The 18,917-nt window shown below is 68.2% G+C and carries 15 protein-coding genes; 3 read left to right on the top strand and 12 right to left on the bottom strand.

Annotation, left to right across the window (positions count from 1 at the left end; genetic code table 11):
* Positions 1–16 precede the first annotated feature (16 nt).
* The 3 genes from BO221_RS07965 to BO221_RS07975 are packed head-to-tail and all read right to left on the bottom strand — an operon-like array spanning position 17 to position 5,565.
* Complete coding sequence (locus tag BO221_RS07965; protein ID WP_073559792.1) at positions 17–3,214, bottom strand: AAA family ATPase; 3,198 nt, start codon at positions 3,212–3,214, stop codon at positions 17–19.
* 36 nt (positions 3,215–3,250) lie between these two features.
* On the bottom strand, positions 3,251–4,279 hold the full coding sequence (locus BO221_RS07970; protein ID WP_073559793.1) for a hypothetical protein: 1,029 nt from the start codon (positions 4,277–4,279) through the stop codon (positions 3,251–3,253).
* A 2-nt stretch (positions 4,280–4,281) separates the two neighbouring features.
* Positions 4,282–5,565 (bottom strand): endonuclease domain-containing protein, encoded by a 1,284-nt coding sequence (locus tag BO221_RS07975; RefSeq protein ID WP_233165782.1) that lies wholly within the window; start codon positions 5,563–5,565, stop codon positions 4,282–4,284.
* 112 nt (positions 5,566–5,677) lie between these two features.
* Here BO221_RS07975 and BO221_RS07980 point away from each other — a divergent pair, with 112 nt between their 5' ends.
* Together BO221_RS07980 and gshB are read left to right on the top strand one after the other, a co-directional pair.
* Positions 5,678–5,932 carry a hypothetical protein gene (locus tag BO221_RS07980; protein ID WP_143195331.1) on the top strand — a complete coding sequence of 85 codons (255 nt, stop codon included), beginning with the start codon at positions 5,678–5,680 and terminating at the stop codon, positions 5,930–5,932.
* A 948-nt stretch (positions 5,933–6,880) separates the two neighbouring features.
* Positions 6,881–7,843 (top strand): glutathione synthase, encoded by a 963-nt coding sequence (gene gshB, locus BO221_RS07990; RefSeq protein ID WP_073559796.1) that lies wholly within the window; start codon positions 6,881–6,883, stop codon positions 7,841–7,843.
* A 9-nt stretch (positions 7,844–7,852) separates the two neighbouring features.
* On the opposite strand, the gene BO221_RS07995 is transcribed toward gshB, so the two are convergent.
* From BO221_RS07995 to BO221_RS08015, 5 genes are all read right to left on the bottom strand, one after another.
* Entirely contained in the window at positions 7,853–9,172 is a 1,320-nt protein-coding gene (locus BO221_RS07995) for a hypothetical protein (protein ID WP_143195332.1), read from the bottom strand.
* Between the two features lie 75 nt (positions 9,173–9,247).
* Positions 9,248–9,892: a response regulator gene (locus tag BO221_RS08000; protein WP_083680846.1), complete on the bottom strand. Its 645-nt coding sequence runs from the start codon at positions 9,890–9,892 to the stop codon at positions 9,248–9,250.
* 299 nt (positions 9,893–10,191) lie between these two features.
* Positions 10,192–11,697 carry an ammonia-forming cytochrome c nitrite reductase subunit c552 gene (locus tag BO221_RS08005; protein WP_073559798.1) on the bottom strand — a complete coding sequence of 502 codons (1,506 nt, stop codon included), beginning with the start codon at positions 11,695–11,697 and terminating at the stop codon, positions 10,192–10,194.
* A gap of 30 nt (positions 11,698–11,727) precedes the next feature.
* Positions 11,728–12,168 (bottom strand): cytochrome c nitrite reductase small subunit, encoded by a 441-nt coding sequence (nrfH, locus tag BO221_RS08010; protein ID WP_255408446.1) that lies wholly within the window; start codon positions 12,166–12,168, stop codon positions 11,728–11,730.
* 87 nt (positions 12,169–12,255) lie between these two features.
* A complete protein-coding gene (locus BO221_RS08015) occupies positions 12,256–12,657 on the bottom strand; it encodes a hypothetical protein (RefSeq protein ID WP_143195333.1) in 402 nt (133 codons plus the stop codon).
* A gap of 213 nt (positions 12,658–12,870) precedes the next feature.
* On the opposite strand from BO221_RS08015, the gene BO221_RS08020 reads away from it, so the two are divergent.
* Positions 12,871–13,638 carry a tRNA1(Val) (adenine(37)-N6)-methyltransferase gene (locus BO221_RS08020; RefSeq protein ID WP_073559801.1) on the top strand — a complete coding sequence of 256 codons (768 nt, stop codon included), beginning with the start codon at positions 12,871–12,873 and terminating at the stop codon, positions 13,636–13,638.
* A 22-nt stretch (positions 13,639–13,660) separates the two neighbouring features.
* On the opposite strand, the gene BO221_RS08025 is transcribed toward BO221_RS08020, so the two are convergent.
* The 4 genes from BO221_RS08025 to BO221_RS08040 all read right to left on the bottom strand — a co-directional run bounded on the left by BO221_RS08025 (position 13,661) and on the right by BO221_RS08040 (position 18,772).
* The gene (locus BO221_RS08025; RefSeq protein WP_073559802.1) at positions 13,661–15,709 is read right to left on the bottom strand and encodes a sensor histidine kinase; all 2,049 of its coding nucleotides are present in this window, start codon (positions 15,707–15,709) and stop codon (positions 13,661–13,663) included.
* Between the two features lie 139 nt (positions 15,710–15,848).
* Complete coding sequence (locus BO221_RS08030) at positions 15,849–17,411, bottom strand: alpha/beta hydrolase-fold protein (protein ID WP_073559803.1); 1,563 nt, start codon at positions 17,409–17,411, stop codon at positions 15,849–15,851.
* 33 nt (positions 17,412–17,444) lie between these two features.
* On the bottom strand, positions 17,445–18,236 hold the full coding sequence (locus BO221_RS08035; RefSeq protein WP_073559804.1) for a zf-TFIIB domain-containing protein: 792 nt from the start codon (positions 18,234–18,236) through the stop codon (positions 17,445–17,447).
* Positions 18,233–18,772 (bottom strand): GNAT family N-acetyltransferase, encoded by a 540-nt coding sequence (locus BO221_RS08040; RefSeq protein WP_073559805.1) that lies wholly within the window; start codon positions 18,770–18,772, stop codon positions 18,233–18,235. Before BO221_RS08040 ends, BO221_RS08035 begins: the two co-directional genes overlap by 4 nt.
* Positions 18,773–18,917 lie beyond the last annotated feature (145 nt).

Consider the following 18,917-nt stretch of genomic DNA (forward strand, 5'->3'; position numbering starts at 1 on the left):
TGGGAGAGGGGATTTGTCAGGAGCCCGTGCGCCGGGTGTCCGCCGCGGGCAGCGTGAGTGCCGCGAGCCGCAACAACTCATCATCCGGGAGCTGCTCGGTGGCGAGCACCGACGGATCGGCCTTGATGGGCTGCACGTTGCCCTCGCGCAGCACGTGGAACTGACCGGTGGTCTGGTTGGGAATCTTCGCGGTGAAGTCCACCCGCGCCTCGCTGAGCATGGGCTTCATCTTCTCCAGCGAGTTCCTCTCCTTCACCCGGCCCACGAACCACGAGCGGATGGTGTCGCGGCACTTGTAGTCGAAGTCCCCCGGGCTCTGCGTGGCGAGCATCACCCCCAGGCCCGCCGAGCGCGCCCGCCGCAGCAGGTTCTCCATCGGCTGCTTGGTGGCCGGCTGCCGCGTGGCCGGCAGGTACATGTCCGCCTCGTCGAACATGAGCACCGCCTGCAGCGTGGTGGAGGGATGGTGGCCCAGCCAGCGCGACACCTCGATGAGCAGCTGGGACACCCAGAAGAGCACCTTGTCGGTGTCGCCGAGGAACTTGGTGCTGATGACACTCAGGCGCGTCTTCCCGGGCCGCGCGTGCACTCCCCGGCCGAGCAGCAGCTCCATGTCGAGCTTCTCCCCTCCACTGCCCAGCAGCGCCGAGGAGCTGATTCGCAGCGTCTCCAGATCCTGCACCAGCTTCTCGAACAGCTTCGTGTCCAGCTTGCCCACGGCGTTCACCAGCCGCGGATCCTTCTCGTCGATGAAGTAGACGAGCTTCTCCAGGGTGACGCCGGCGGGCGACAGCTGCACGAGCTGATCGATCGCTTGCGCGAGGACGGTCCGGCACGACTTGTCGCGCCCGCTGTGCTTGTAGTCCAGCATGCCGCCGAGCGCGTCGCCCGCGAGCTGCGTGGCCTGCTTGCGATCGAACTCGGACAGTGAGGCGAGCCCGTCCGGGACGATGGGAATGGCCAGCGGGCGGCCGTGGGGATGCCCGGGCGTGAAGAGCGCCACGTCGAGCCGATCACGCAGCAGGGCCCGGCGCTCGGAGCGGCGCGGGTCATCGAGGGGACGCGTCCAGACGGCATCGTTCGCGTACCCGGCGAGGTCTCCCTTGCGGTCCACGAGGATGGCCGGAATGCCTTGCAGGAGCAGTTGCTCCACCACGTTGAGCGCGAGCGTCGTCTTGCCGCTGCCCGAGCCACCCAGGAAAGCGGCGTGCTGGATGAGCTCCTTGGGGGTGAGATTGACGGTGTCGCGCGAGAGGCTCTCCAGCTCACCGATGCGCATGGGCTCCTGCTTCCGGGGAGGCTCCTGGGGCGGTTCGGCCTGACGCGGCGGTGCCGACCCCGCCGCGGGCTTCGGCTCCAGCATGACGGCGGATTGCGAGACGGCGGGTTTCGCGGACACCTGGGCCGGAGGCGTGCGGGCCACGGGACGCAGGTTCTCCAGGTCGAGGATGTCGCGCAGGGCCTTGGTCTGGGTGAGGGGCCGGGCCGAGCGCAGCCAGGCGGCGAAGTCGGCACGGGACTCGTGCTGGGCACGGAAGTCCCGCAGCGCGAGCAGGGTGCGGCAATCACTGTCCTCGAGCACAGCGCGCCGCCCTCCCTTGGCGATGAGCTTGCCGAGCTCCTCGGCCGCCTGCGTCTTGGGATTGCTGGGGAAGACGGTGGTGCGCACGACGACGGGCGTGCGGCCCTTGGCATTCTTCCGCGCCTGCTCGAGCTCCCTCGCGAGGGCCCCACCATTGGGCTTGCTGTTGCACAGCACCACCTGGAGCTTCGTGTCGCCGGGCAGCACATCCACCTGGATGGACTCGCCCAGGGTCCTGGCGTCGAAACGGTGGCCTCCGTCCAACTCCTCCGTGCTGACGCCCAGGGCCCACGTGAGGAGCACCGCCAGCTCCGAGTCATCATCCGGCGTCGAGCCCTTGTACCCGGTGCGGAAGTCGTTCCAGAGCGGATCCAGCTCCGACACGGACGTGGTCTCGGTGATGGTCTCCGGGGCGTCCGGCTTCGTCAGCCCCTCCACGAGCGGGAAGTGCTCGGGCAGATGGCCCAGACGGATGGCGAGCTCCCGGTAGCGGCGGCACTCGTTGAGCACGTCGCGGGCCCGCATGCCCGCGAGGGCCTCGAAGCTCTCGTGGGGGAAGGGGTACGTGGGCTCCGCGGCATCGAAGGGCGCGTTCTCTTGATCGTAGAGGTACTCCAGCCGCTTCTCCGCGATGAGCCGCGCCTCCTCCGCCGTGCGCAGGCTGTGCAGATCGATGGGGGCGGGATCCAACGTGACGCGGTCCAGCATCGGCCGCGTGAGCAAGGGGCTCAGCTTCGTCCAGAAGTCCTTCAGGCAGCTGATGACCACCAGCGACGAGGGCACGCGATCGGCCAGATCGCACAACGTCTGGATGGCGCGCCGGAAGGGCTCGCCCGCGTTGTTCTGATCATACATGTCCTCGAGCTGGTCCACGCAGATGACCAGCGAGTGTCCCAGCGCCCGCATGAGCCGGCCCAGATGCTCCACCATCCTCTTCGGATCCTCATCGTGCACGCGCGGCACCATCCCGCCGAGCACCTTGCGATCCGGATCCGAGAGATCCTCGCAGCGCAGATACTTGAGGACACGGTTCTTGATGCGCGACTCGCCGCGCTGCAGGTAGAGCAGTGCGCGCAGCAGATCCAGCTCCACCTCCTTGAAGGCGGGCTGATCGATGAGCTCGTCGGCCGCGTCGCTGACGATCTGGTGGACGTCGTCCGCATCCGTATCGGTCTGCGTGAGGCTGGCGGCCCACTTGCCGCAGCGCGAGAAGAGCGCGCTGGAGAGCTTCATCAACCCGGATCCGGGCTGCGAGGGCTCGAAGTAGGGCTGGTCCAGCGACTCGATGAGGTTGGAGAGGACGTAGCGCCCATAGTTGCCCGTGGACGTCGTCATCTGCAGGTAGCCCACGAAGCCCAGGGACTGCTCATGGACACGGGCGCGGAAGGCCCGCACCAGGTGCGTCTTGCCGCAGCCGGACTCGCCGAGCAGCAGCAGGATGCGCCCCGAGCTCAGGCCGGGCGGGGTGGTGGCGCGGGTGAGCAGCCGCTCGAAGGAGGCACGTGCGTCCTGGTGCACACGCTCCACGTCGAAGGGATCCGGCCGCCAGATTTCGTGGCGGTGCTGGATGGAGTGGAAGACCTCGGTGCGGTCCGAGAGGAAGGCGGAGAGGCGGAGATCGGACGGGCTCATGGGGAGTCCCTGGCAACCGTGGGAGAGGAGAAGCGACTACAGGGAGATGAAGTGGAAGGTGGCGCCGAGGTAGCGGGTCTCCGAGTCGGCGACATCCGCGGGATCCATGGCCTCCACCAGGTCGGCGCGGCTCAGCGAGAGGAACCGGGCCCGGTTGGCCTCCACGAGCCGGCTCTTGAAGGCCTGCTCGTCCAGGCCCCGCACCTGGCCCTGGAGGGCGCGCCAGACGTGGGAGATGAAGATCTTGTCCTCACCGAAGCGCCCGCTGGTCGAGGCCTTCGCTGCCTGCCGTACCCGGTCGGCGAAGGTCTGGAGATCCTCGCGAGCCGGAGCCGGGGGCGTGGCCAGCACGTTGCGCGAGGCCGGCGCGGTGGACGTGGCGGGCGCGGGTTCCGGGCTGGGAACGAGCCAGGAGCGCAGGGCCGCCAGACGGAGGCTCTCCGCGTCCGAGCGCTTCGCGCCCACGCTCTTCGCCGCGAGCTGCCGCATGGCCTGGGTGGGCTCGGCCTCGCGCGAGGCCTGCAGGACGCGGGCGAGCAACATCGCCTGGACGGCGGCCAGGGTGAAGGGTTTGTCCGTGTCCACGCCGAGCTGCTTCCAGCACAGCGCATCACGCACCTGGGTGAGGCTCTTGGTACCGGGGGACTCGCCGCCGAGCTGCTTCTGCACGAGCACCGCGCGCATGCCATCGGCGGTGCCCAGCCGGGCCAGGTTGCCGTTGGAAGGTGGCAGCTCCAGCACGCGCGCCAGGAGGTGCGTGTTCTTGAGCTTCTTCCAGGAGGTGTTGTCGGGCAGCCGCTTCACGCCGAGCCACGCGAGCGCATGCGCCCGCCCCTGGGAGGTGAGCTCGAGGCCATTGCGCGCGGTGCGCTGGGCGAGCCCCCCCGTCTCGAGTGCCGTGAGTGTCTCGTCGAGATGGTGGTTCCAATCGCTGGCGGTCCAGCGGTGCTCGGCGAAGGACTTCAGCGCGCGGGAGAGCTCGCTCCGGGCGCCCTTTCCCTCTTCGCGCGTCAGCAGCCACGTGAGCGCCAGCTCACCCAACCTGGAAACCTCAGGCCCCTGCATGTTCAACCTCCCAGCTCACGTCGATGCGAGATGACTTCCGAGATAGTGTCGAGGATTTCCTCGAGCCGCGCCACTACGTCCTGAGCGAGGAAGCGCAGCACGAAGTAGCCGTTGCTTTGCAGCGCGGCGTCCTTGCGCCTGTCCCGCCGGTAGGCCTCCGCGTCCTGGAAGTGGCGGTAGCCGTCGATCTCGATGGCGAGGCGGAAGCGCCGGGACAGCAGATCCACCTCCACCTCGCGGCCCGCGAGGCGGAAGCCCGGAGAGGCATTGAGCTCGAAGAGCCCGTGGGTGGAGGGGTGCGAGTCGAGGAAGGCGGAGAGGAAGCGCTCCTCCTTGCTGCGAGCGCGGTCGCCGGGGGCCTCGGGTGGGGAGGCCCGCTGGTGCTCGCGGACCACTTCACCGAAGAGCGCGAGCACCTCGTCCGGGACGCCCTCCGCGGCGAGCCTGGCCAGCGGGCGGGCGAGTTCCTCCGAGGGTTGGACGCCGAGTGCCTCGAGCTTCACACCGAATGCTTCGGGAGAGGGGGCGGCGAGCTCGATGAGACCTTCGCGCACCATGGCGAGTGACTGGGACTCGCCGCCATGCAGGTAGGAGTCGAGGGTGGTCCGGTCCGCGATCAGGGCGATGACGAGGGACGGGAGGGAGGCGCACAGCTTCGAGGCCATGCGTGCCGCGCGTGCGAGTTCCTCGGAGCCGGAGCCGGTGAGCAGCAGCGCGGGAGCGGTCCCGTGCGGGATGAGGGCGTGCAGTGCCGTGAGGGCTCGGAGGGGATCACGATCGAGCGCATCGAGTACCGCGCCGGGGAGGGCCCCTGAATTGTGGGTAACTTGTGACTGGAGCAGACCCCTGCATGCGATGGAGGCATCTCCATCGGGAGCGGCGGAGAACAGCTCCTGGAGGAGGACACCGCGCTCGTGGGCTGTCTTTCCTCTCAGACGGGCGTGGAGCTCACCCGGAGCGAGACCCCCGGAGGTGCCGAGGAAATCCGCGGCATCGGCTTCGAGCTCCCTGACGCGGGCGAGCGCCTCCATCCAGGACTGGACCACGGTGGCCTCGTTCGAGACGGGCACGGTGCAGCCGGACCTGTGGAGCGAGCCGAGCCATTGGCGCCAGAGGGAGGCCGCGGTGCCGGGAGGACCGGCGAGCACGGTGAGCGTGGGGATGCCCTGCTCACGCCGGCGCTGATGGCGATCCAGCTCGTGGAGGACGAAGGCCTCGCTCCGGTTGTCTGGTCTGGCGAGTGGCACGGGGGGAGAAGCGTCCTTGAAGTCGGGGCGTGACAGCAAGAGCCCCTCCCCCATGGCTGTGTCTGGCAGTGGTCACCTCTCACGCATGATGCACGGCCCCTACCGGATTCCATCTACCCCTCAGGTGGTATTGTTTCCAGGGGGGGCTTTCATGTCTCGACGCGCAATGCTCGCGGCCGTGGTGGGATTGTTGGTCCTGGGGACCGGCTGCCCGGATGTGTACGGGAAGGGTGGCAAGCTCGATCAGGCCATGGCGAAGGACATCAAGGACATGCAAGAGGAGCGAAGACGCGAGCTGGAGGAGAGACGAGAGGAGATGGATGACGATGAGGGGCCACACTGTCCCGAGGGCAAGGTGGAGATCCGTAACTGCACCTCGTATCCATGCAAGGTGGAGTGCCAGTGAGGTGGAGCACCCTTCTCGGTGGCATCGCCGGGTTGTTGTTGCCGGTGCCCTTGATGCTTCTTGCCGGCGAGATTCGGCGGGAACAGCGGGTCGAGATGTCTCCTACGAGGGAGCAGGTGTCTCCCGTCATTCCACTGAATGAGCAGAAGGCACTCCAGACCTTCGGGCTCGATTGTTCCGGAAATGAGGAGTGTGAATCTCCTCTTGGCTGCTTGTACTTCACGGGTGAGCGCCAGGGATTCTGTGGTGGCAGCACGTGTCGGGCGGACTTCCAGTGCGGTGAGGACTGGTTGTGTCGGACGGTCCGTACGCTAGGGAGTGAGGCCCTGGTACGCACTTGTATCCCTCCTGGGTTGAAGAAGGAGGGTGAATCATGCGTGCAGACCCTGGGAGTGAAAGAGGAGACGTGCGCGATGGGGTTCCGCTGCAACGCGGGATGGTGCGGCCGCTCCTGCCAGCCGGATGAGCCAACGAGTTGTCCACAAGGCTTCTTCTGCCGCGAAGGGATCGACGGTCACTCCTGCCTTCCCACCTGCGAGGAGACGGGCTGTTCCAATGGTCAGGAGTGCGTCTCCCTCGGAGAGGGCATCTCGGTCTGCGCGGTGGTGCGCGGGAACAACTGCCAGAAGGTGCCCTGCTCCGAGGGTGGCCTCTGCTCCGTCTGGCCTCCGCGCTACGAGGATTCCCGCCTGGAGCTGAAGATGGCCTGCTCCCGGGTCTCCTGCTCGGACGGTGGGCCCGCGTGCCCCCCGGGCACTTCCTGTGTCCAGGGGCTCTGCCGCCACCCGAGTGAATCCGGCCCCTTCGACGCCGGACCCCCGGTATCTCCACCGCGTCACCCGTAGTCCCCCCTCCCCCGCTCCACGTGCTTTTTCTGTCGCGCTCGCGCCTCCGTGCGTCTACTCACCGGGTATCATCCTCGTACCCCCCCAGGAGGCTCCTGTCCCCATGGCCGCGTTCACCTTCGGCTTCCTCATGGATCCCCTCGAGACGGTCCGGGTGGACCATGACTCCACCTTCACCCTCATGCTCGAGGCGCAGCGCCGCGGTCACCAGGTGCGCTACTTCGAGCAGCCCTGGCTCCGCTTCAGCGGCTCCTGCGCGGAAGCCCGCATGCGCACCGTCACCGTGCGCCGCGAGCCCGGCCACCACTTCGACATCCTCGACGAGCAGGTCCGCCCCCTCTCCAGCCTCGACGTCCTCTTCCTGCGCAAGGACCCTCCCGTCGACGCCGACTTCCTCCAGGCCACCCAGCTCGTCGAGCTGTGCAACGGCCGCGAGCCCGTCTTCGTCAACAACCCCACCGGCATCCGCGACGCCAACGAGAAGCTCTTCGGTCTGCGCTTCCCCGACCTCATGCCGGAGACGCTCATCTCCCGCGATCTCACGGCCATCAACGAGTTCGTCGCCCGCCACCCCCAGGGCACCATCCTCAAGCCCGTCGAGGGTTTCGGCGGCCAGGGCATCGTCTTCCTCCAGCCCGGTGACCGCAACACCCGCTCCCTCCTGGAGATCATCACCCTCGGCGGCAAGAAGGCCATCGTCGTCCAGGCCTACCTCCCCGAGAGCCGCCAGGGCGACAAGCGCATCATCCTCGTCGATGGCGAGCCCTGTGGCGCCGTCCTCCGCGTCCCCGCCCACGATGACCACCGTGGCAACATGGCCGCCGGCGGCACTCCCGTGAAGACATCGCTCACCCCCCGTGAGCTGGAGATCTGCGCCCGCCTCAAGCCCTCGCTCCAGGAGCGCGGCCTGTACCTCGTGGGCATCGACGTCATCGGCGACTGGCTCACCGAGGTCAACGTCACCAGCCCCACCGGCATCGCGGAGATCGACAAGCTGGACAACACCAGCGTCGAGGCGAAGGTGATCGACACCGCCGAGCGGCTCGTGGGCCAGCGGCGGCGCTGAGGCGCCAGGTCAGTACCGCATCGTCATATCGAAGCCCAGGAACCACCGCTGGAGTCGATCCTCCAGCGGTACCGAGAGCGAAATCCCGGGCTGGAATCCCGGCTGGCCGGTGGCGCGCCGCAACGCGAATCCGACGGAGTGATGGAGCTTGCTCCTCGAGGAGGGGCTCTCCGCGTACCGGGCGCCCGCGATCTCGAGCATGGTGACGAGGTATTGATAGCGATAGGAGAACCCCGCTCCCCAGCGAGGGGAGAATTCAAAGGCATTGTAGAAGGCGGAATACCCATCCAGCCCGGCCTCCAGCCGGAGCGTGCAGGACGAACAGAAGGCGCTGCCCAGAATCACCGAGGCGCCCACCCTTCCGCCCAGGGCTCCAGGCTGGAACAGCACGGCCTGGGATGGACGTTTCGCCGCCACGGAAGCATTCAGGGAGGAGCCCACCTCGTCCTCGTCCCCGGTGGGAAGCAGCAGCCCTCCCCGGAGCACGAGCCAGCTGTCGCCGAAGATGGACCGGCCCCAGGCCATTCCCACGTCGAGGTTGCTCAGTGCCGAGGCCGAGCGCTCCGCTCCCGTGAGCTTCGTCAGGGACACGGCCGCGTAGGCGCCCAGGCCGCATCCCCCCATGAAGGACGTGGAGAGATCGAGCCGGACGGGGACGCCGTCTCCCACGCCATCGAACAGGAACCCTGGAGCGAGGGAGATGTGGCTTCTTCCATCGAAGGGATCCAACAGGGAGAAGCGGGGCCCATACTCCTCATCATCGTCCGCGGCGGGAGCCGGGTAGGTGGGCTGAATCATCTCCAGCTCCTCCAGCTCGAGTCCCGTGGTGGCGGCCCACTGCCTGAGCAGGGGTGACTCCATCTCCCGGATGAAGGCGTACTTGTATCCGGCGGCAATCGCCCCGGCGGCCTCCCGGCCGAGCTCCTGTTCGAAGAGATACCCCACCGCGCAGATGCGTCCTCGCGAGTCGATGAAGGTGGGGCGCCGCGCATCGGGGTGACCGTCGTTCCGGGGGAACTCGCCTCGCTGGAGATAGGCCTCCAGCCGCTCGAGACTCCGTGTTCTGGCCTCGCGCGCGGCCGGGGAGAGCTCCGCCGTGGAACGCCGCCGCAGCCGCTCCAGCACGTATTCCAGGTGGACCCGGATCCGGAGATCCTCATCATCCTCCACCGTGGGAGGCCGCCCGAAGCGCTCCTGGAAGCTCTCATCCCCGAGGATGAGATTGATGGTGTCCGTGTGGAGCCGCGCGGGTGCTGGTGGAGCTCCACACGCGAGGAAGCCCGCCATCAGGAGAATGGCGGAGACAGCCAGATGCCGGGATGGGGTCATGGGAGAACCCTGACGCATCGCCGGGAGCCGGGCCGCACCCGGGGCTCATGGCTCCATCATGAATTCATCATCGGTTCAGCGGGACAGACGCCGCTGTGTTCCCTGCTCGCTCAGCTTGCGCGCCAGATCCCGGGCGACCTCGAGATCGAACGGCTTGCGCAGCCACTGCAGGTCCGCCCGGCCGATGCGCTTGGCCACCTCCTCCCGGGAGATGTCCGAGAAGGCGCTGCAGATGGCCACCTCCAGCCGGGGATCCTTCTCCAGCATGTGGATGATGGTCTCCAGCCCGTCCCACCCTGGCGGCATGCGCATGTCCACGAGGGCGAACGTGTAGGGACGCGACTCCTCCAGGGCGGCGATGACCTTCTGGTATCCCTCCATCCCCTGGGAGGCCGTGTCGATCATGAAGCCCGACTCCGCGGACGCGGCGGGTGGAGCGGTCGAGGCCGTGGCCGGCGGAGCGCCTCCGAAGAGCTTCTTCTCCAGGTTGTCCAGCGACGAGGGGCGCGATCTCTGCCCCAGCACCCGGCGCCACACGTTCAGGATGGCCGGGTCATCGTCGACGACCAGGATGCGCTTCGGACCCTGTGCCTCCGGCCTGAGTCCACCCGGCGACGTCTGGCGCACACCCTGTCCCTGAGCCCCATCGAGGGAGCCAGCCATCCAGGGAAGGTGCGGCTGCCACGGGAGTTGCGCCGGCTCGATGCTGCTGTTCGCCATGGGGTTTGTCCTCCAGGGCAGTCTACTCCGGCTCCTCCAGAGCGGACCATTCAATGAACGAACGAGGCGAACGAAGGGTTGCTCGCCTACACGCCCTGTCTGTCAGGTGGCCAATGGTGGCCCCGACGGGTCCGGAGCCCTCGGGTGGGGCTCACGGAGGGGAGTCCGGGGTGCCAGATACCCTCACCCCGTCCCTCTCCCGGGGGGAGAGGGGTGGTTGCTCGGGGTGGTTGCTTGGGGTGGGGGAAGGGGGGCTCGGGCGGGTGGGAGCCCGTGCCGGGGGGGCGCCTTCGCGCTCCTCAGTGGCTGGTGCCGCTCCCACCCGGGCTGCCGCTTCCCGTACCTCCCGCCGCGCTCCCGGGCGCTGGGGTCACCTCTCGCTCCGTGGGTTTCACCGAGGGGGTCGTGCTCGGGAAGAGGCTCGGCGTGTAGTCCGGCTGCCTCACCGCCAGCTGCCCCTGCCTCGCCAGGTCCATGGCGATGCCCAGGATGCGTGCCGCTTCCTCCGGCGCGTGGAAGCCCATCGAGTTCTCCGCCTCCACGAAGTCCACCATGAACTGCGCCCGCCGCTGCAGCTCCATCGCCGTCTTCAGGTCCGCGTCCGTCTTCCCCGCGCCCCTCGCCGCCTTCATGTCCCCAATCAGCGCCACCATCGCGTCCATCGCCCGGTTGCGCAGCTCGAAGGTGCGGTCCTGGATGGTCGTCACGCGCTGCGTCAGCTCCGCCTCCGGCCAGTTGTGGCACGTCTGGCAGGCCCGGTTCACGTTCAACAGCGGGCTGCGCACGTGGTGGTCGCTGATCTTCAGCGCCCCCTCGCGCTTGTAGGGCATGTGGCAGTCCGCGCACGCCACGCCCGAGCGCGCGTGGATGCCCTGGTTGTACATCTCGAATTCGGGGTGCTGCGCCTTCAGCACCGGCGCCCCCGTCTCCGCGTGCGTCCAGTCCTTGTGCGGGTTCTCCGTGTAGTACGTGAGGATGTTCTCGATCTTGATGCCGTTGGCCCACGGGTACGTCAGCCGCTTCTCCGGGCCCTTGAAGTAGTACTCCACGTGGCACTGCCCGCACACGTACGTGCGCATCTCCTGCCGCGTCGCCTGCTTGTTCACGTCGTAGTTCTGGATGCCCTGGCTCGCCTTCAGCGCGCGGATGCCCTCGATGAAGCCCGGCCTCGTCACCCGCAGCTGCATCGTCTGCGAGTCATGGCAGTCGATGCACGCCACCGGGTGCTCCACCAGCTTGCGCGCCTCGGGGTAGGGCATCGCGTTCACCTTCTCGAAGCCCTTGATGATGTCGCCCTCGCCCTGCTTCTTGTAGGTCACGTACACCGAGGCGTGGCAGTGCAAGCACGCGCCCGGCTGCTTCGTGACGTGCTGGCGCTCGGTGAAGAGCTGGTCCTCCAGGACGTAGGCGTGGCCGCGCTCCTCGCGGAAGTCCTCCGCGAAGGCGTAGCCCGCCCAGAACGTCTTCAGGCGCGGATCCTCCTCCAGCCGTGACTGCGCCGTCACCGTGCGGGGATCCTTCTCCGTGGGCGTGCGCGGGACGGCCTCACTGCCGCCGTACTTCGTGCGCGTCATGTCCACCGTGCGCTGGTAGTCGTCGTACTGGAGCGGGAAGTTCTTGCCCCAGATGGCCGGGTCCACCGTGTCGTCGGTGAGCTCGACGACGCGGTAGAAGGGGTTCCGGGCTTCCTGCTTGCGCTCCATGATGTTCACCGCCAGCGCGGCGGCCCCTACGGCGGCGCCCGCGGCGAGCACCATCGCGGCGAGCAGGAGCGTCATTCGGCGGCGGGTACGCGAAGCTTCCATACAGTGCGGTTCCGTGAGGAGGGGTGGGGGTCAGGGTCCGTGTCCGACGTCGTTGTGACAGCGGATACAGGAGATGGAGCCATCGTCACGCTCGTCCCGCGTGGAGGCCGCGTGCGCGTCGATGGACTGGACGATGGGCTGGTGGCACGAGCGGCAGCGCTGCTCGGTGATGGCGCGGTTGTGCGGGGTGATTTGAATGGGCTCGTGGAAGCCCCCCGCGGTGAAGGCCACCGAGTGGTGCCAGCCATTGCGTGCCTTGGACAGGTACTTGCCCACGAAGCCCGGCGGCGTGTGGCAGTCATTGCACACGGCCACGGTGTGGTGGCTGGAGTTGGTCCACTCCGAATACTGGTCCTGCATCACATGGCAGTTGGCGCACGCGGTGGGATCGTCCGTCATGTACGAGGCCCCCTTCGCGTAGGCGAAGGTGAAGCTCCCGATGCCGATCGCCACCCCGACAATCGCGCTCAACCCCAGGCTGAGCCATGTGAAGGCCGAGGGCCTCCGGCGCCTGGGGCCATGACTGGGCTCAGGTACAGGAGCCTCGTTGGCCACGGTTCAGTCTCCTTCGCCAGTGATGGAGAGCGTGTTAACACAGCCCCTGTCCGGGCTGGGCTCATTTGTGATGTCGATCGTGTTCAGGGTCGCCGTCAGCACGCGGCGGCCCTGGCGAAGGGACACCGAGCCCGAGGCGCTCAGCTCCAGCACCCGCGTCCCCCCGTCCGAGGCGCCGGTGGAGCGCACCACGACGGAGTCGATCAGGAACGAGCCGAGCACCTCCGGCCCCTCCTTCCGTCCGCGGGCGTAGACGTCCCCGATCAGTGGCATCTCGAGCCCCGTGGACGGATCGATGACGTGGAACAGGGCCCTCCGCCCGTCATCCAGTTGTTGCAGTTGCACGGTGGGCGCGAGCAGATAGGGACTGAAGGGGCACTGCCCCATCGGGGTCGCGGTTTTCACGGAGTACATCCCGGAGATGTCGGGGCAGCCGGCGATACACGGCTCCGGGTCGGCGCCGCAGCCGCTGGACGCCAGGGCCATGAGTACGACAGGAAGGGAGACGTGCCTCATGGGGCTCGCACGCTGTGCATTCCTCCCGGGACGCCAACCCCGGCCCGGTGGAAAAACGCGTCTTCCCCACGCTCATGAACAGCCCGCTAGAGTGAGGGTCCATTGTCCGACACTGACGAGACGCTCGACTCCATTGGCACCGCGGGCGTGAAGTTGTTGCAGCGCCGGAGCGGCTACCGCTTCACGCTGGATGCCGTGCTGCTCGCCGCCTTCGCCGCCACCGAGGGCGGGGAGGCCGGAGGCCCGTTGCTGGAGCTCGGCGCGGGCAGTGGTGTGGTGTCCTTCCTGCTGGTGCGCCAGTTCGGCCTCGGGCCGGTGGACGCGCTGGAGCTTCAGCCCGAGGTGCATGCCCGCCTGGTGCGCGCCGTGGCCCTCAATGACTGCGAGGGACGGGTCCGGCCGGTGCTCGGAGATTTGCGTGAGGCGCGATCGCTGTTCGCCTCGGGAGCGTACGCGCATGTGGTGTCCAACCCGCCCTTCCGCCCGGTGAATGCCGGCGTGCGCAGCCCGGATGAGGAGCGTGCCCTGTCCAAGCAGGAACTGGCGTGTGATGCACCCTCGGTGGTGGCCGCGGCCCGGCACGCGCTGGCTCCCGGCGGACGGGTGAGCCTCGTGTACCCGGCGGCCCGCGTGGCCGAGGTTCTTGGACTGCTCACGGCCGCGAAGCTGTACCCGGTGGCCCTGCGCTTCGTTCATGCTCGCGTGGAGGCCCCCGCGACCCGTTTCCTCGTGCACGCGGTGCGCGACAGGCAGCGCGGGCTCGCCGTGCGTCCTCCGCTCATCGCCCATGGCTCGGGGCCCGGGGGTTATTCGCCCGAGGTCGCCGCCCTCATGGATCCTCCCCTCGCCGAGCGCTCCGAGCCCGGGTGATTCACGGTGGGGAGGACGGGGCTCAGGCGGCGTGTGACGGCAGGACGACCCGGAACACGCTCCCCTTCCCCACCGCGCTCTCCACCTGGATCTCCCCTCCCAGCCGCTTGACGATTCCATGGCAGATGGAGAGCCCCATCCCCATCCCCTCGCCCGCCGGCTTCGTGGTGAAGAAGGGATCGAACAGTCTGCGTTGATCCTCCGGTGGAATCCCGCAGCCCGTGTCCGAGATCTCCAGCAGCACCCAGCCATCCTCGCGCCGGCGCGTGCGCAGGATGAGCTCGTTCCGGGTCTTGTCTTCCTTCGTCATCGCCTGCCCGGCGTTGAGCAGCAGGTTGAGACACACCTGCCCGAGCTGGGACTCGCTGCCGAGCACCCGGGGCACGTCCTCCAGCTCCTGGATGATCCGCGCGCGTTGCTCCAGCTCGTGCAGCGCCAGGTTCAAGGAGCGCCTCGCCACGGCGCGCACGTCGACCGCTTCCAGCCGCTCGTCGCCGCCACCGCCGCGCGCGAAGAGCTTCAACTCCTTGACGACCTGGTTGACCCGCCGCGCCCCTTCCAGGCTCTCCTCGGCCACCTGTCCCAGCTCGGCCAGCTCGCCATTCACGGCGTGATTGCCTTCCGCCGAGCGCGCCAGCTCCGGCAACTGCCTGGCGAGGAACGCCAGATTCGCCGTCACGTAGGCCATGGGATTGTTGATCTCATGCGCCACCCCGGTGGCCAGGGTGCTCACCGAGGCCAGCCGCTCCGTCAGCAACGCGCTCTTGAGCCGGGCGGCGTCCTCCGCGCGCGCCAGCGCCACCGCGAGCTCCGCGTTCGTCCTCGTCAGGTGCGCCGAGAGCGTCTCGTTGACGTAGCTGAGCTGGATGAAGTCCGCGATGAGCAGCATCCCCGCGCACAGCCCCAGGTTGATCATCGCCAGCGCGAAGAGGCGCGGCGCCTGCAACACATAGAGGTCGGTGAGCAGATCCACGACGCCAGCGGCGAGCATGCAGAGGATGACCGCCGCGAACACCCGATCCGGCGCGCGCTCGCGGCGATGAAGGGTGGCCGCCGTCAGCACCGTCACGTACAGCACGATCACGAAGATGTAGAGGGCGAAGAGCCGGTAGAGCATCGTGAGCCCGGCGAGCGGGCCGAATGCCTGCACCCCGGGGAAGGCGCCCGCGAACACTCCGCAGACGGCCCGGTGGACCTTCCCGATACGGGTGATGTGCCCGAGGCAATAGTGCTGGGCGAACTCCATCATCGACCAGACGATGCCCACCACCGTGACGGAGAGCGTCGTGAAGGTGAGGGGAGAGGACTGCCTCAGGGGCAGCATCCCGGTACGGGCGCCCAGATAGAGCGCCGCCGCGGCGATCACGAAGAAGGTGGAGCGCTGCAGGGCCCGCCGGGAGGAATCGGTCTCCCGGTGCATGAACATGCCCAGCAGCACCAGCATGAACGCGAAGAGGGCGAGCGCTCCGTTCTGGAAGAACTGACGGATGTCGCTCGCGCGCAGGTAGTACGGCAGCAGCCGCTCCCGCGTTCCGAGCAGCATGCGCGCGTCCACCACGCCATCGCTTCCGGGCAGCGTCCACTCGAAGTGGAGGGCGATGACATTGGAGCCCGGACGCAGCTCCCGGCTGTCCACCCTCCAGGCCTCCAGCCCATCCACCTCGCCCTTGAGTCCCCGGATGGACTCGTCCGTCCGGCCCACCTCGTGTCCGTTCACGAAGAGCGTCACACGGCTGCTCCGCATTCCACCCAGCGTGAGGAGCAGGGGTTCTCCGTGCAGCGAGGCAGGCAGCTCGAACCGCTTGCGCGCCCAGGCCCGGCTGGCCCGGTACCCCTGCGCGGAGTAGCCCCCGGGAAAGCGGATCTCCCCCCACCCCGAGTCGTCATACGCGGGGTCCGCCCACCCCACCCCGTCGCCTTCCTGGAGCTTCCACGTCCCGTTCAGGCGCAGCACGTGCGGCTCGAGGTGGGCGGGCAGGACGTACGCGTCGATGAAGAGCCAGCAGACGAGGAATGGGGCGGCCACCGCGAGCAGCACCGGAATGCGGCGAGCCAGTGTGTTGATGGGCACTGCCAGCGACCCCCCCGCACAACGCGTGAACACCGCAATCAGCGAAGCCGGATGTTACCAGAAGCACCCCACTCCCCCCTTCCACCGGGGTGGGTGGGGCTCCTCTCGGGGGGGAGCCGCCTTCTGTTCGTCAGTCAACTCAGGGAGCAGGCGGGGGGAACAGGTACTCGAGCACGCCGCCGAAGCGCGCCGCCCAGGACGCCTCGTTGTGCCTGCCGTCCTCCACCTCGGTGTACTTCAGGTCGCTGTCGAGCACCCAGCCCTTGTTCGTCAGGGCGTCGCGCAGCAGCCGCGTGTCCTCTACCGTCTCCTGGCTGCTGCTGCCCTCCTCGGTGCCGATGTCCACCCAGATGCGCAGCGGCGGCTTCCCGGGCAGTGCCTCCACCTTCGTGACGATGTCGTTGTTCCCCCAGAACACCGAGGGAGAAATGACGCCCAGGCGGGTGAACGTGTCCGGGTGCTTCATGCCCAGGTACATCGTCACCAGGCCGCCCAGGGACGAGCCGGCCAGGCCCGTGTACTCCGCCTCGGGCTTCGTGCGGTATTTGCCGTCGATCATCGGCTTGAGCTCGTTGACGATGAACTGGCCGTACGCGTCCGCCCTGCCGCCGTTGGCGCCGTCCACCTCGGGGTAGCGGTCGTCGGGGACCTGCGTGTACTCGGGGCCCCGGTCCGCGGTGTTGTAGATGCCCACGATGATGAGCGCATCCACCTTCCCGTCGCCGACGAGCTCATGGGCCGTCTCGTCCACGCCCCATTCCCCGGCGAAGGCCGTGGTCGCGTCCATCAGGTTCTGCCCGTCGTGCATGTACAGCACCGGGTAGCGGCGCTCGGTGTTCTCGTCGTAGTCCGGCGGCAGCCAGATGATGATGTCGCGCTTCTTCAGCAGCGTGTTGGTGGGCGTCACGTCGCGCAGGTATTCGATCTTCCCGGTGAGCACCCCCTCGGGCGGCACGCTGAAGTCTGCCCAGGCCCCCACCGAGAGCGAGACGCGCTGGAATCCGCTCCCCGTTTTGTGAAAACGGTTGCTGGGGAGCTCGGCGCCCGTGGAGGTCTTCTCCACCGTTCCCCACGAGCCGCGCGTCACCTTGTACTCGAGCGACGTCTCCGGCGGGAAGGCGAGCTCGATGGCGTAGCTGCTGTTCATCGCCTTGTAGAGCTTCGCGCCCGCCGGGTTCCAGCCGCCCAGCAGCTCATGGCCACCGGCCAGGTAGATGTCATCGCTCGGGGGAGTCGTCGCTGGCACCGCGACCACGAAGACGGTCCGCGGCTGGAGGCCACTGCTCGGCTGGCCCCAGCGCTCCACGCTGAAGCTCACGTTCTCCTCGTTCTCGCGCGCCTCGAGCCTCCTCGCGGGCATCGCGTTCCCCAGCATGTCGATCGCCATCTGCTCGGACGGCGCGGTCATCCGGATGGTGTAGACGAGCAGCTGGTTCTTGGGCACCCGTGCCTTGACGGTGAAGGTGTTGCCGCCCTGATAGACGAGTTCCAGTCCCTGCCCGGAGGGGCCCTTGAACGTCTCGTCCTCGCCCGAGAGCAGGAGCGTGGCGTTCACGGGGGTTTCGGGCGGAACCGTCACGTCGAACTGCACGTCGGAGTAGTTCTGCTCCGGAGTGGGTGTCGGGGGTTTGGGGCAGCCGGTCAGGGCCGTCAGCGTGAGCAGCAGCAGGAGCGGAAACCGCGTGGGGGGTCGGTGCGTCATGTTCGTGGGAACCCAGGGTGAGGGGAAGATTCGTTAGAAGAGGTGCTTGAGGGCCCGCAGCCCGGCGCCGACGAGCTCGATGCCCAGGTCGATCAGGTCCACGGCGTCCACGGCGTCACTGGCCCGCTCCGAGGTGCGCCGATCCGGGGCCTCGAGCGTGACGGTGGGAATGGCATTCGAGCGGTGCTCGGGCTTGTCGCGGGGCAGGGGCTTGCGGTGGAAGCCATTGAGCTTCAACTCGTTCATCAGCAGCCGGGCGGCCACCTCGGGAGCCACGTCCCGGCGCGAGCCGTCCGCCTTCTGCGCGCCGCGCACCGTGTTCTCCACGCACTCGGGATCCAACAGCGACAGCGGGGCCTGGCAGCGCGCGCAGGCCGTCATGTTCGCCAGCCGCACGGGCTCGCCGCAGTCGGAGCACAGGAGTGTGTCCACGTGCTTGCGCAGCTCGGTGAATTCCCGGGGCGTGAGATCCCGGGCAATCCCCTTCTCGCGCAGGAACTGGAAGAAGGTGATGAAGTGCCCGTGCTGCTGGGCGCAGCGCGAGTACTGGAAGCGGTTGTTGTGCGCCAGGTCATGCGCCAGCACCAGCTTCTCGTCGCAACGCGGACAGGACAGCACGCGGCGGCCGGGCGGGGGGCGCTCGCCCCGGCGGTCATACAGCTCGCGGAAGAGGCGCAGGGTTCCCGTCGCGGAGAGCTGGAGGCTCTCGTGGGTGTCGAACCACAGGCCCCGGCAGGTGTGGCAGACGTCGAGCGTCACCTGCCTTCCATTGTGGGCCTCGAAGGACAGCTCGGCCATCAATCCCTTGCACTCCGGACACTTCATCGCACCTCCAAGGCGCGGCGCAGGACGTGGAAGACACTCTTCTTGTTGCCGAACTCGGCGAGCACTTGTTTGACGGGCTCGAAGCCGCCGCGCTTCCAGAAGCGCTGGCCCGCGGCGTTGTGCTCGGACACGGCGAGGCGCAGGTACGCGGCGTCCCGCAGGAGCAACCATCGGGTCAGCGCGTCGAGCAGCCTGGTGCCCAGGCCCTGGTTGCGCTGAGCCGGGTCGAGCACCAGCAGGCCGAGGTACCACTCGCGCGGCTCGGGGTAGTCGCGGATGACGTCGATGGCGCCCACCAGGTGGCCCGAGCCATCGAAGACGCCCATGCCGAACTTGTCGTCGAGCGTCTTGCCCGGAGGCAGGTCCGTGAGGAGCTCGCGAATCATCTGCGCGGGGTCGGGCGGAGAGCCGTAGTGGAGCTCGAGATGCTCCAGGCAGCGCTCGCCCAGCTGGCGGATGATCGGCGTGTCCTCCTCCGAGACCCGCCGCACCCGGTACTTCCCGACCTCGAACAGGGTCTCTGCCCGCGGACTCATCGTGCGCCACATGCGGGCGGCAACCCTAGCAGGTGGGAGGGACCTGGGCCCACCCGGCTTCGCGGGCGGTGTGTCCTCCTCACGCGGCGAGCCCTGGCGGGGTGCGTCAGGGGTCCGTCCGGTCCCTTGGCCCGCCAGATGCTTG

Source organism: Archangium sp. Cb G35 (assembly GCF_001896145.1).
Taxonomy (GTDB): Bacteria; Myxococcota; Myxococcia; order Myxococcales; family Myxococcaceae; genus Archangium; species Archangium violaceum.